The sequence below is a fragment of the Granulicella sibirica genome (assembly GCF_004115155.1).
Lineage (GTDB): Bacteria > Acidobacteriota > Terriglobia > Terriglobales > Acidobacteriaceae > Edaphobacter > Edaphobacter sibiricus.
The window spans coordinates 1,989,783-2,004,341 of record NZ_RDSM01000001.1 but is presented as its reverse complement, the minus strand read 5'-3'; the positions used below and the strand labels follow the sequence as shown (position 1 = coordinate 2,004,341).

Sequence of the window (14,559 nt, the reverse complement as noted above, 5' to 3'; positions counted from 1 at the left end):
CCTGCCCGAGGGTGGTGAATAGAATCACCAGACATTCGTCGAAAACCAAGAATCCGTAAGAACATTTAACGCCAATCTACTTCCTATCTGACCCTAGCATCGAACGCAGCCCCTCGGCGGTTCGCCGGGCGCAGAGGTCCCAGGTAAAAAGACGACTCCGTTCCAAACCGCGGTCAATTAATTGGCGGCGTAAAGCGGAATCGGTGGCTATCAAGACGAGCTTTTCTCCAATGTCCTTTATCAGCAGAGGATCGAAATAAAGAGCAGCATCGCCACATACTTCTGGAAGAGACCCAGCATTTGCGACCGCCACTGGAACTCCAGCGGCCATGGCTTCAAGTGGCGGAAGACCAAAGCCTTCGTAAAGAGAAGGCATCAGAAGAGCTTCTGCGTGGCCCACGAGAGAAAGTAATTCTTTGTGTGAAACGAACCCGGTCAGATGGATCCGATCAGAAGCCGCCTGTACACGCTCGAAAAACTCACGCGACTCACCCGTAATCAATCCTTCTCCTTGGCCGACGATCACAAGATCGTGCGGAACTCGATCTCGAATCGCGAGAAAAGCGTCGACGAGCCGACCTAAGTTCTTATAGGGTTTTATATTTCCAACGTGAACATAATAGGGACGGGTGCGGATCTTCGGAGCCAAGGACGCTTCATACCATTCTGGCGAGATGCCGAGATGCACGGGGATAATGTTATCTTCACGCGGACCATGTGTTAGGCGCAGTAGTTCAGACTTACTAAAATCGGAGACTGTGAAGATGAGGGAAGACTTCTTTCTCAGACCCTTATACATGGCTTGGGCGTAAAGACGCTTCCTCGGATTCTCGATGATCTCGGCGACGATCCGATGGCTCAAATCATGTACCGTCACCGCTATCTTTCCAGAGTAGAGAAGAGGAATTGTGTAATACGGAGAAAAAAACAAGGTTGTTTCCGACGGAATTGCCCTTAGGATCTGTACCTGTTCGGCTATGGAATATACTGCGGCGCGACAGTCAAGCAACCGAACACGGGGTGATCCGCTCCACGAAAACTCTTCGAGCCGCTTCCGGTCTCCGAGCCCTACGATGGACACGTCTGGAAGAAGCTCCACTATTCCTGGCATCACACCTTTGATGTAAGTGCCTACTCCGGATTTGTCAATCCAACGCAGATCGATGCAAAGCGTCCGTGTGGTTTGCGATCTTGCTGTTGAGCGCAACTTCATTTCCCAACTGATCCAAAGTGCGGGCTGCGCCCCAATCTTTTTCGAACCGCCTTAGTTAAGAGGTCAAAGCGCCTCTCTCCCAGAAGATAAGCGACGGCGCAATATACATGAAAGATCGGATACTTCACGAAGCCCATACGACCGTAGGAACGGTATAGTGACAAAAACTGCCCGATCGGGAGATTCAGTTGATCTTTAATAAAGGGATAAAAATAGTACGCATAATCTCGCTGTACCGCTTCTGCAAGGCTATCCTTCCCTTCAAATCGAAGGTCACGAATTATAGTCAAAGCGCCTTGCACCATGTTCAGCCGAGCCTGCGGGGTATAGACGCCCGGCTTGTACTTGCCTTTCTCGCTTCCACTATTGCCGAAGTCTGGCGGCTCGTCGCCTCCGCAATGCACCAACACCATCGGTGTCGAAACTGCCGGCCATGAGGAAAGCACTTGTGCAGTCAAGTGCATTTGGTAGTAAAGCGTTCCGTCAAATCGGTTCGTAGCCGCTGCATGCGCCGCATCCCGGCGAATGATATATCCAGCAATGACCCCTGATCGCCGATAGCAGACCAGAATCGCTTCCTGACCTCGGGAAAAGCGCCGTTCCTCCTCGAAGTAACGAACCTCCTGGGCAATGTGGCCGGCGGACTGATCCGAAAAAAGATAGCTCTTGAGAACAAAACCTACATCTGGGTTTCGGGTGAGCACATCTGCTACGTGGGTGAGTGCCCCCGGACACATAACGTCATCATTGCCCATGAAGAAACAGAATTCACCGCTCGCCTTGTCGACAAGCTTGCGGATGTTTCCATCGTAGCCAAGGTTCGTTTCATTTTCGTAATAGGAGATGACCCCGGGATAGGTTCTCGAGTAACTGTCAACCACCTCAGAAATGGCTGCCCGCTCAGACGAACAATCTTCGCAAATTGCGATATCAAAGCTCTCAAAATTTTGCGCGAAAATAGAATCTAGCAATCGAGCCATGTACCGAGCTCTGTTGTATGCCGGGATGCAGACCGTAAACTTGGGTCTCGTCGTCTTCTTCACTTCCCCGGTCACTTCTGCGTGCTTCATTGCTGTAGACATTTATTTATCTCAATATTTCAGCGAGTTACGGGAACCAACTAGGCTATTTCAGCACATTGATGGCTGCAATGCCTAAGCCAAACTGCCCTACAATCGTGGCGATATCCACTAAGTTGCGAAGCAGGGGGCGCCGGTCGACCGACTCCGGAACGATCACAGCGTCACCCGGATAGAGGCGTGTTGAATCAAAGTTTCCCGAGAATATATTCGAAGAGAACTGGCGGCTGATGATCGATCCGTCTGCTCGGACAATATAGCTGCGTTTCGGGTCGGCCGTACGCGTGCCGCCGCCTGCCTGCCGGATATAGTCACCTGCACGCCGATGGGAGTCGTATAGGAACGAATTCTGCGTGTACACTGCTCCGAAAACGTCAACGCTCGCGGGCACTTGGGGAACGATGAAGGTGTCTCCGTCCTCGAGTGCCAGATCTGGAACGTCATCGACCGTCTTGCTGGTCGGCTTCACATTCAGGACGACCCTCCCCGATGCGGTCAATTGCCTAAGCCGAAGCGCCACAGTGCGAGCGTTCTGGAGTGCCGCCAGGTCCGTGATCTGGTCCTGCGGGTTCATAACATTATTCGCGCTATTCGCCTCCGCAAGCCGGATACGGCGATCGAGATCCGCCGCGTACTCGTTGAGCCGTTGCTGCTGCAAGACTTTCGTCGATTCGCGGCTGAACTGCGAACCGTAAAGATAGGCATTGTTCGTTAGTCCTCCAGCACGCGCCACGAGTTGCCGCAACGTCTCTCCCGGAGTAACGCTATAAATCCCCGAGGCGAGAAACTCACCCTCGAGTCGCACATACTTCGTTTGTTGCGACTGCGGAACTCGAATATCGGCCTTCGAGAAAATCGTGATTACGTCGCCTGGCTGCAGCTCCAGATTTTGCGTCGCATCTCCGTCCAGCACCAGGTGGCCCAGATTGAAGGAAATGAGGTGTGTGGTTAGATCCTTGGAATCGAGCCGCTCGATCGCCGCGTAGGCCCAATCCACCTCGGGTGCGCTCAGAACAACTGCGTTCTTTGCCGGAAAGCGTTGAGCGGCGCCCGTAACGGCTGAACTCACCGTCGCGCTGGCAGCACTGCTCGTATTGCTCGCCGGGTTATTGGTAGGACTGGAGCCCGATAGAATGCCATTGCGCGGCGCGCGCGTATTTCCGTTTGCCGACTCTCCATCCTGAAGGGTGCTCTCGGTATCCTCTGCCCCCTGCAGCGGCGGGCTTTGCTCAGCGCCATTCTCGCGCACCGTATAGGGAACATTCTTCCCATATACATTTGTGTCACTATCCTGTGCATTCGGCAGGTTGAGCATCGAGGCCGATCTGGTAGGGCCGAGCCCTCGCCCGTTCACTTGCGCAACCGGGGCATCGGGAGCATAGCGGCGGACATCAGGTGTCGAATCCAGCAACGGAAGCCCAAGTTGGTTTCTCTTTTGCCAGAAGTCTCTCGTCAGCAACGCATCTTTGTCCGGAATCAAATCGCTCAACCGCATGCCGGGAAACCAGGCGAAACGACGCGGATCCGCGACATTTCCCCGCAACGTCACGGCGTTCTTGAAACGATCAACGATCGGTGTCACCTCCAGAATGTCTCCATCCATCACGAGGGTCGCCATGCCCGTCGCGTTTAACGGCACGTCCTGGGTGGTACGAGAATCGCCATGTGCAATCCGTTCCAGACGCACCTGATTATCCTGCGCTAGCGTTCCGAGCCCACCGGCCAAAGAGATCGCGTCTTTGATCGTGGATGTGTCCTTCAGCTCGTAGATCGCCGACCTATCGATGCTGCCTGCGAGCGCCATCATTGGCCCCGCTGCCGGAATGTAGATGACATCGCCCGATACCAGCGCAACATCCTTCGACTTGTCCCCCCGCAGCAGCAGGTCGTACATGTCGAACGTTGTGACGATCTCCGTACCGCGCTTTACCTGAATATTGCGCATGCTTCCGCTCGGGGCCGGACCACCAGAAGCAAAAAGAGCGTTTACCAGGGTGCTCAAGGAACTCACAGTATAACTTCCCGGACGCTTGGCCATACCGACCATGAAGATCTGGATCGAACGAAGCTGCCCGATATTGACATTGATATCAAAGTTCTTGAAGGTGCGGCCCACCCGGGAGCGGAGGAAGTCCGTAAGATTGGCAAAAGGAACACCCGCAACGCGGATCGATCCAACCTGAGGAATGTAGATACTCCCTGAACGGTCTACCGTGAAGTGGCCGTCCAGAGTGACTTGTCCCCAGAGCCGAATCAACAATTCATCCCCGGGCCCGATCACATAATCCGTGGTCACTGGAATCCGATCGACCGGCGCGAAGGTCGACGGAACATTCGTGAACAGGCTCGCCCCATAGATCGGAAGAACTCTTCCAATTGACGCCGCGACCAGTCTTTGAAAAGAAGTCAACTGCACGGGGGACTCGGGGAAGCTCTGGTTGATCTGTCGTCCGAACCTGGAATCTTGGCTCCGATCGGTCGAATCGTTGCTATCCTGCTGCCCGTTGCGTTGCGACGGGTCGGGCGTCAATACCTTGGGCGAAGTCTGCACTGGTTCGACAGAAGGAAAACTCTGCGGCTGCTGAGAACTTTGATTCGGCGTTAGCACACCACCGGACAGCGTCTGATCGTTCGATTGGGCAACGGTGCCTGTTAATAGGCCAAAAACCGGCAGGCAACCGATCGCACCGAGAATGGTGCTACGGACGATCTTTCTAAAGGCAACTTCTCTTCGCAGCAAGTGATCCCTACCCTCGGTGTTCCATTCAATATTCAGGCAATTGCTAATCTTGCCCGGCAAATCTGACGTATGCGCTGGTCTCACTGACCAGAATAGCGGATTTCTTCCGGGAGAATTCGCTATTCCACGCTCGCGCACCAGATACCATCGGCTCTGATGTTACTTCTTCCGGCTTACACGTAATTGGGGATTCCACATGATCTGAAACCAGCCGCTGCTGTTGTGCTGCGGACCAGGCGAGATAGGGGGGATGAAGAATCGCTCGTACTGAGCGAAGACCTCGGCCGTCCAGTCTTTTCCTAGAGCAAACGACTCCTTATATGACACGTCCGTGATCGTAGAGCCCCCTGGGAGAAAGTGCGGACCACCCTTATTCTGCCGGTACATAATCTCAGCTCTTGAGCGGGCAGAGGTCCAGTAGCCCAGATGCCCTTCGACCGCGCGCCCGTCTCGTCCGACGGCATTTCCGAGGAGAAAGCCTTTGTTGGTGTTGGCATCTAGGTACTGGTTGTTCCAGAACAGAAGATAACCGCCAAGAAACTTGTCACCCGAGTATCGATTGGTTGAATTCGACTCGACGCGCAGATCCACCTGTGGCAGAAAGGGAAGCCGAGCAAAGTAAATTCCCGGACTGAAAGCGGAACGATTGGGGGTTTCCAGAGGCATCACTTCATCATCGGCATAAGAGTCGGAATAAAGCGTCACAATCTTCCGGAGCCCAGGCGGCTTGAATCGAAAGTCAAAGCCACTCTTCCGGTCACCTGGGTCGGTGGGGTCTCCGTACCCTCCGGATCCTCCTCCTCCATTCAGACCTGTGGACTGGCTGCTCCTCAGGTTCTCTATAAACGCGTGGAGGTTGCACGGATGCCCCACCCCACATAACAACGACCATCTGGTAATGCTGATCTCCACGTTCTCGCCGAAATTAAGGGAAAGCTTTCCGCCGTTGAACAACGGACGAGCGGGGTAGTGATGGCCGGAGAGTTTGCCCGCCACGACATCAAACCGAAACGTTCCGAATGGCTCGAGAAATCCGGGAAATGAATGCGGGCGTGTTGATACAAACCGCAGGTTCCATGTGGGTTCCGCGTTGCTCGAAAACGATAGCGGTCCACTGACAGTCGGCCCCCAATACAGCTCCTGCTTGCCGAACGAGAAAGCATTTCCCCAAAAGGTCGCCCCGGCATACAGCTCGATCGGGCGATATCGTTGATAAGCGCTCCGCGCCGGAATTCCGGCAATGACCGGCTCGTTTGGAACCCCCTGCGTGTCGATCGAATTGATCAGTTGCACCACCGCCGGAGACTGCACCGGGTTCCCAGGCGAGTGTTGCGCCTCCTCTCTTGCGTAAAGGAAAAAGCGCCCAGAGTTCGCACGCGCCGAGAAACCTACGATGAAGCTGCTGCCACGGCCTAAGGGGCGCCCGAAATCGTTCCACCACGTCTGACCGAAATGATAGCTGTCAGCGAGCGCCGGACCGGCGATCGTGCCAAAGCGAACATAAGCGGATTCGAGCGTCGCGGTGCCGCTGGCGCTCTCTTCGCTCGAAAGCTCCCGGTCCAGGTCGTCGATCAGCCTGTCGGCCTCAGCTCCTCCAGAGGCGTTGAGCGCACCTTCGCGGGTGGCGTGGTCGGAGGCCTCCCGTACCTGGCGGAGGCACTCCCGCCTCGTCCAAGGCCGAATGGAGATGCTCTGTGTGGGAATCAACCCAAGTGCCGCTAGCCGGTCTAGAGCAGGATAGATCCAACTGTCCATCGGAACATTGGTCGATCCCGCTCGATCGAACTCTGCCTGGAGAGCCTGCGGAGAATCGTTGTAGGGCTCCATCACCGATCCAGCCGTCGCGCTTCTGTCGGGCACTGACACAAAAGCTTCTGGCTGTACCGCTCCCTTCCAGGCACCAGAAGGATACGCCGATGCAAGCCATGGCGTTCCAGCAAAAACAGAAGACTGGTTATGTGCTTCCACACGATGAAAGAACTCGTAACCCGGATCGGCTCCCAAACCAAGTGTGATCACTGCGGTTCTTGCCCCGCCAGTTTCTTTGGTCACGTCAGTAGGGGAATGTTCCAATCCGCTAAGCCCTATCGAAGGGTCTAAAGCGGATGGCGGACGGGATGGATCCTCATCTAGAGTCTGTCCTCGGAACACCTGCCCGGCAAATACCACAGACGAGAAAGCGAGAAGCGCGCCAAGGGATGACAGTCTTTTCTGCACGCGCATTCTAAAAAGCCACCGCTCCAGCCCTTCTGCCCCGAACCCAGCCTTCAATGAGTGCACGCGAAGAGTAACCAGGGGAGATCTTGAGGCTCCATGAAAAACCAGCTCAGTAGGCTCCATTCATATTGAACACGACCCGAACCGTGCGGATGAGAATCTTGATCTCAAGCCAGGGCGTCCAGTGCTCCACGTACCGCCGATCGAGGGCAACCCGTTGTGGATAGGTCAACGTCGATCGGCCGGAAGCCTGCCATAACCCGGTGATTCCTGGCTTCACCATGGTGTAATACGCGAAGTCCGCACCGTACTTCTCCACTTCCGCGGTGACGATAGGCCGCGGACCGACGATGCTCATCGTTCCGGTGAAGACATTCCATATCTGCGGAAGCTCGTCGAGCGATGTCCGGCGCAGAAAAAGCCCAAGGCGGCTCACCCGCGGGTCGTTCTTGAGCTTGTGGTTCAACGCCCACTCTTCCCTATCTTCCGGGTGTTCCTCCAGATGCTTACTCAAAACTTCTGCCGAGTTAAGACACATGGTACGAAACTTCCACATCGAAAAGTATGCCCCTCCGCGATGGATGCGCCGATGCGAGAAGAAGATCGGCCCAGGCGATTCCAGTGCCACCGCGACAGCGATCAGGGCTACCACGGACAAAACGAACGGCGAGATCAGAACCGTGACGACCAGATCAAAGACGCGTTTGAAGGCGAGGAAACCAAAGGTTGTGACGGGGGACTCGATACTTGGGCTGAAATCGTAGTCGACGCCGCCGCGCGAGGGCTCCACGTATCCAAGGTCAACATCAGCGTAGGAAGAAGTGGGTCGAAGTTCAGAGGACTGGGTCTGCAACGGCATTCACATCCTAATAACTCAGCTAGAGTGTTCGATCCAAAGGCATCGATCAAAAGCGATCCGAAGCCTTGCCTCAGAGAATTTGCCACCTTTCTCTTCGTGACAGGACGTCACAGCGCTACCAATTCGGGGGCGTCCATCGAACGCCTTACCGCTTGAGTATAGCCGTTTGTTCGACCTAAGACCTACCTCCAGTGACAGGATCATCGCTCTCCTCCCGATGCGGCTCCTCCTCAGAGCTGTCTTCGGAATGCTCCTTGGACGGATGCTTATGGGATAACGATAGCGGCTGGTCGTTCCAGAGAGCAACATCCTTTTTAGTGGGATTACAGCGACCCCTCCATAATTTCCCAGCCGATAAATTGCTTTGTGAAACGGCAACGCCGGCTGCCAGGCGAGCGCCGCGTTCCAAGCATTTCCCGTCCGCCTCGCCACCGGACCCGTTAATCACGATGGTTCGATCCACCTGGGGGTCTCCCGTCCTTCCGCTGGCCCGTCTTGCGAACTGATCCCCAGACGCATACGAGATGTTTTCTGCATCCTCGCCACTCCCCGGCATAGAGGCAATTTTCCAGGGACACCGCGAAGAGGCGGAGCGTCAGCCACCAGTGGAAGAGCCAGCTAGCCGAGGACAGGAATGCGGGCCGCTGTAGATTGTTCGGCGCATAGATTGAATGCGGCACTTCGCCTCAGGGTAGAGGGCCCGAAAGCCCTCGCGATCGCTGTCGCATTTACGCTGCTCCTCCTGACCGGGTGCGGGTCCGCGCCGAACGCCACCCAGGTGACCATCGTGGGCGTCACCGCGCAGCATCGCCTTCAGTCCAATACCACCGCGCAGCTCACCTTCGATCCCACGGCCCTCCTGCTGTACGGCTCGGTCGAACTCGCCCGGACGCAGATTACCTTCACTCCCACCAGTGGTTCCCCCGTCACCGTGGCACCCACGGCGCAGGCGGCGGGTACAAGCGGCGAGGTGGTTCTCACCTTCTCCATTCCCGCCCTCACCATCACCACGCCGACCCAGTATCAGGTCACCATCTCCGGCGAGACAACGCGTGACCAGCACTTCAGCTCCATCCAGTCGACGACCGTCACGATCGACCCGGCAGCATCGATATCTACCCTCACGCCTGCCTCCGCGCCCGTCGGCCAGACCGTCTCCGTCACCATCGCCGCCTCCAACACCGACTTCCTCCAAGGCCAGACCCAGACGAACTTCGGCGCGGGAATCAGCGTCAACGGTGCGGGATCGTCTTTACCCGGCAACATCACCGTCACCGGAGCCGGCACCGCCACCGCCAGCCTCGACATTGACCCAGCCGCCACGACCGGCACCCGAGACGTCACCGTCTCGACCGGCGACCAGACCGCGACCCTCAAAGCCGGATTCACCGTTCTTCCCGTCCTGCTGCCGCTCAAGGCGTCCGCCGGCGGGCCATACCAGGGACTCACCCAACAGCCCATCCAATTCGACGGTTCCGCCTCGAGCGATCCCAACGGCCTCGCCCTCACCTATGCCTGGACCTTCGGCGACGGCCAGACCGGCACCGGTGTCAAACCAACCCACACTTACACAAAAGCCGGAAGCTACACCGTCGTCCTCACCGTCTCTGACGCCAACAGCCTGACCGCGTCCTCGACCAGCACCGCCTCGATCACCGCCCTCACGAACCCCATCGCCGTCGCCGGAGGCCCGTACACCGGCACTACCGGCCAGCCCGTCAGCTTCGACGCCTCCGCCTCCACCGACCCGAACCAGAGCGCGCTCACCTATAGCTGGGCCTTTGGAGACGGCGCAACCGCTTCCGTCGCTAAGCCGGCCCATGCCTACGCCTCCGCCGGAACTTTTCAAGCAGTCCTCACCGTTGCCGACACCTACGGTCTCACCGCGACCTCGAACGCGACCGTGACGGTAACAAATGCTTCGCAGAATCCCGTAGCGATCATCGGCGGCCCGTACACCGGCACCGCCGGAGCGCCAATTCAGTTCAACGGATCCGCCTCGACCGGCCCAAACAGCCTTTCCCTCGTCTACGCCTGGGACTTCGGCGACGGCACGGTAGGCAGCACGGCCCAACCACAACATACCTACGCGGCCGCCGGAACCTACACCGTCAAGCTGATCGTCTCGGATTCGACCAACCTCTCAGGCACTGCGGCCACGACCGCAACCGTCTCCGCCGCCACCGCGCTCACCGCGAACGCCGGCGGTCCCTACACCGGCACAACGGCCCAGCCCGTCACTTTCAACGGCACCGGCTCCTCTGATCCCAAGGGTGAAGTTCTCACCTACGCCTGGAGCTTTGGCGATGGCGGCAAGGCCACCGGCGTCAGCCCGACCTACACCTACTCGGCCGTCGGCACCTTCACCGTCACCCTCAGCGTCACCAACAAGGACGGCGCAACCGCCAGCGCGACCACAAGCGCAACCATCACCGCCCCAGGAACTCTCGCCGCCATCTTCACCAGTCCATCCACCGGCAACGTAAGCCAGGTCCTCACCTTCGACGGTTCTACCTCGACCGCCCCCGGAACCGATACCCTCACCTACGCCTGGGCCTTTGGCGATGGAACCACAGGCACGGGCGTCGCCGTCACCCACACCTACACCGCTCCGGGATCCTTCACCGTCTCGCTCACCGTAACCGACGGAGCCAACCAGGCGAGCACAACTAGCGGCGTCGTCATCACCCAGCCGGTCGCCCTCAGCATTCTCACCCCGACCCAGGGCGCTCTCTTCAAGACCACTAGCGTCTCCGTGACGGGCACCGCCGACACGACCGCCCAATCCGTCGTCGTCAACGGCGTCACCGCGACCCTCACCTCCGGAACCTTCACTGCTACGGTGCCCGTCCGCGAAGGAGTCAACATCCTCACCGCAACCGGCACCGCCGCGACCGGAAACGTAGGCACAGCCTCCACCAGCATCACGGTCGACCTCACGCCTCCCGCCCTGTCGATCTTCCAGCCAGCCGATCAGTCTACCGTCACCACCCAGCAGGTCAACGTCGCAGGCATGATCACAGACCAGGTCACCGGCACCGTCAACGCCAACGACGTCACTGTCACGGTCAACGGGCAGGCTGCCGCCGTCGCCAACCGCAGCTTCCTGCTCTCCGGGCTCGTTCTTGTCCCCGGCGCGAACACCCTTACCGTCGTCGCTACCGATAAGGCGGGAAACACCTCCCAAAGCATTGCCCACGTCAACCTCGCCCCTGCCACCGCGCAGCAGCACGTTGCGATTCTCAGCGGAAACAACCAGACCGGTACCATCGGCACCGTCCTGTCACAGGCGCTCCAGGTTCAGCTCCAAACCGCGAACGGCACCCCCATCCCAGGCCGCGCCGTTACCTTTACCGTCACCGCGAGCGACGGCCAGGTGGAAAGCCTCCCGCAGCAGGCCCAGACTCTCAGCCTCCAAACCGACGCCACCGGCAAAGCAAGCGTTCTCCTCCAGCTTGGCACCCGCGCCGGACTGGGCATCAATCAGGTCTCGGTCACCTCACCCGGCTTCCTTGGCTCCGCCGTCTTCACCGAGACCACGACGCCCGGCGCTCCCGCCTATATTCACGAGTTCCTTGGCAACAATCAGCGCGGGATCCTCGGCCAGCCGCTCGCCCAGAACCTGCAGACCATCGTCCAGGATACCGGCGGCAACCCCATCGCGAACGTGCCCGTCACCTTCACGATCAACGGCGGCGACGGATCCGTCGGAGCCGCCACCACCACCGCGCAGACCACCTACACCGTCAACACCAACAGCGACGGTCGCGCCCTCGCGACTCTTACCCTGGGCCAGCAGCAGGGCATCAACAACAACCTCGTCACTGCCGACTTCCCCGCCGACCCGAACTCTCCGGTCACCTTCTACGCCTCCGGCTTCTCGTCCGGCCCGGCGTCCAGCACTTCGGTCAGCGGCGTCGTCCTCGATAACGCGGGAGCTCCCGTTCCTAACGCGACAGCCAGCCTCCTCAACACCAATCTCAGCACCACGACCGACGCGAACGGCCACTTCACGCTCAGCGCCACGCCCGTTGGCACTGTCACACTTCTCGTCGATGGCTCGACGACCACCTTGCCCGAGACTCTGCCATCCCTTTCCTTCCTTTTGCAGGATCTACCCGGCCAGAACAACACCCTCAAGATGCCGGTCTACCTGCCCATCGTCGACACCTCGAGCGCCCAGACCGCCGGCGGAAACCAGGCCGTCACCCTCGCTCTCAAAGGCATGGCCGGCGCAGGGATCACCATCGCCCCGAACTCCGTCACCTTCCCGGACGGGTCCCATGTCGGCCAGTTGACGCTATCTCAGGTCAAGAGTGACCTCATCCCGATGCCTCCGCCGAACGGCATCCCCCCAGCTTTCGCATGGACAATCCAGCCTGCCGGCACAAAATTCTCCACCCCCGCTGCGATCACCATTCCAAACACATCCGGTCTGGCACCAGGCATGGTCGAGGAGTTCTACCAGTACGACCACGATCTCGAGCAATTCGTCTCGGTAGGCACCCTGCGCGTCAGCCCGGACGGCTCCGTCCTCAACAGCGACCCCGGCTTCGGCATCACCAAGGCCGGCTGGTCCTCACCGGGCTCGAACCCCCCGCCAAGTGGCTGCGCTCACACCTGCGACACCGGCAATCCCTGCCGCCAGGGCACCAAGGATCCGTCAACCTGCCAGTGCGTCTTCAAGAATGTCAGCGGCGCATGCGGCACCAAGCCCAGCGGACGCACAAGCTGCCTCACCGCTGGCATGTGCAACCAGGGCTCCTGCGATGGCCCCAAGCGCGTTAGCGGCCCATGCAATTCCGGCTTCTACTGCGAGCAGAACTCCAAGTGCCAGAGCAACGGCGTCTGCAAGGGTGATCAGGTTCCCGATACCGGAATCGATCCCGCAGCCCTTGGCAGCTCCTTCTCCGCCAGTTGGACCGGCCTCACCAACCTCTTGCAAGGCGGCCTCGCGAGCCGCCTCCCGGGCGGAGCAACCGCCACCGCCCAGTTCACGCCCAACTTCTCCATCAAAGGCCGCTGCTGCGAAAAGAAGCAGGATACCGAAGCGCTTGTCTCCGGATCCCTCGCCGCCTCCGTGACTCTCACAAGCCCCAAGGCTACGGTCACTAAGTCGCTTTTGGGGATAGATATCGGGCCGTTCATCTCGGCCTTCGGAACCGGAACTCTTAAAGCTTCCGTCAGCTACGACGGCTGCGCCGCGCCCAAGAAGACAGTAGGCGTCACCGGCTCAGGATCACTCCAGCTCGGCGTCATGGGCGGCCTCGCTGCCGAGGTCTTCAATCCCTTCTACCCCTTCGAGACCATCGGCGCGAACGGCAATATACAGGTCAGCAGCACCGGAACGATCTCGGGCGACGGCGAATCCATCACCATCTCGCTCGGCATCGACCCAGTCACCCTGAACTTTGTTGTCAGCTATCCCGGCGGACACAGCTCGACAAGCTCGCTGCAACTCCTCCCCCCCGGCCCGACGATTTCCGTCACCGTCCCAAATCCGCCTCCACCCAGCCCATAGCCATACCGTCAAGACGCTCGCGACACAAAGCGCACCGAAACCAGCCTTCAGCAACAACAGAGAACAGGAAAGAACACCATGCGGAAGCAAATTCCATCTCCCGGTCACCCAACGTCTCGCCACCCGCAAGCGCCCTTTCGGACTCTGGGCCTCCACGTCGTTTGCCTTGCCGCGATCCTTTCCGTCATACCCCACGCCTCCCACGCCCAGGTAGCCGGTAAACCCTCCACCCAGGCCACTAACCCGGCTCCCGCCGCGCTCACCCCCCAACCGTACAAGGGCCTCTTCACCAAACCCAGCTACCCCACCACCGAGCGCAAGCAGAATCAGTTCACTGTCGAGTTCGTCTATCGCTTCTTCGAGCAGGCCTACTCCCCCGCCGTCCCCATCCACGTTCAACCCAAATCTGCCTCCCTCTCCGACACTCCCGAGCACGTCCTCGTTGCCCAGATCTCCGCCGCCACCGCAATGGACTACGAAACCTGGCTCGCCACCTGGGACACCAAATCCCAACAGCTCTTTCACGACGACGCCGTCACCTACAAGCACGACCCCGCCTTCTGGAAGCGCCTCTGGCAGCGCGCCTATCAGGGCCGCGAGATCACCCTCGTCAAGCGCCTCGAAACCGGCCAGTACGTCATCCTCGAGTACCGCATCGGTCCGCCGCCCGCCCCCGGCAAGCCCGACCAGCTCCTCCCGGGCATCTTCAAGCTCGAAGGCGAGAGGTGGGTCTCGACCCGCGCTCTAGACGACTCCGGCGTTTTCGCCGCCTTCGACGCAGGCGGAAACCCCGTGGCGCAACTCATCGACTTCGAGCCCGTTCCAGCCTTTTCCGGCCAGACCACCAACTTCACCGAACCCCAGCAGCTCTTCTTCAAAAATCAACCGCACGGAGCGCAGAGCGCCACCCGGCTGGTCTGGTAGACAAAG

7 protein-coding genes are annotated in these 14,559 nt (G+C 58.9%); 2 read left to right on the top strand and 5 right to left on the bottom strand.

Annotated elements, in window-relative coordinates:
• Positions 1–76: 76 nt before the first annotated feature.
• The 5 genes from GRAN_RS08265 to GRAN_RS08245 all read right to left on the bottom strand — a co-directional run bounded on the left by GRAN_RS08265 (position 77) and on the right by GRAN_RS08245 (position 8,108).
• Positions 77–1,213 (bottom strand): glycosyltransferase family 4 protein, encoded by a 1,137-nt coding sequence (locus GRAN_RS08265; RefSeq protein ID WP_128912435.1) that lies wholly within the window; start codon positions 1,211–1,213, stop codon positions 77–79.
• Positions 1,210–2,295 (bottom strand): glycosyltransferase family 2 protein, encoded by a 1,086-nt coding sequence (locus GRAN_RS08260; RefSeq protein WP_128912434.1) that lies wholly within the window; start codon positions 2,293–2,295, stop codon positions 1,210–1,212. Before GRAN_RS08260 ends, GRAN_RS08265 begins: the two co-directional genes overlap by 4 nt.
• A gap of 43 nt (positions 2,296–2,338) precedes the next feature.
• Positions 2,339–4,708: a polysaccharide biosynthesis/export family protein gene (locus GRAN_RS08255; protein ID WP_128912433.1), complete on the bottom strand. Its 2,370-nt coding sequence runs from the start codon at positions 4,706–4,708 to the stop codon at positions 2,339–2,341.
• 483 nt (positions 4,709–5,191) lie between these two features.
• Positions 5,192–6,892: a capsule assembly Wzi family protein gene (locus tag GRAN_RS08250; RefSeq protein ID WP_161570897.1), complete on the bottom strand. Its 1,701-nt coding sequence runs from the start codon at positions 6,890–6,892 to the stop codon at positions 5,192–5,194.
• Positions 6,893–7,358: 466 nt separating this feature from the next.
• The gene (locus GRAN_RS08245) at positions 7,359–8,108 is read right to left on the bottom strand and encodes a sugar transferase (protein WP_128912431.1); all 750 of its coding nucleotides are present in this window, start codon (positions 8,106–8,108) and stop codon (positions 7,359–7,361) included.
• 634 nt (positions 8,109–8,742) lie between these two features.
• Here GRAN_RS08245 and GRAN_RS08240 point away from each other — a divergent pair.
• Complete coding sequence (locus GRAN_RS08240) at positions 8,743–13,629, top strand: PKD domain-containing protein (protein ID WP_128912430.1); 4,887 nt, start codon at positions 8,743–8,745, stop codon at positions 13,627–13,629.
• A gap of 78 nt (positions 13,630–13,707) precedes the next feature.
• Positions 13,708–14,553, top strand: a complete 846-nt coding sequence (locus GRAN_RS08235) for a hypothetical protein (RefSeq protein ID WP_128912429.1) — start codon at positions 13,708–13,710, stop codon at positions 14,551–14,553.
• The last annotated feature ends 6 nt before the right edge of the window (positions 14,554–14,559 follow it).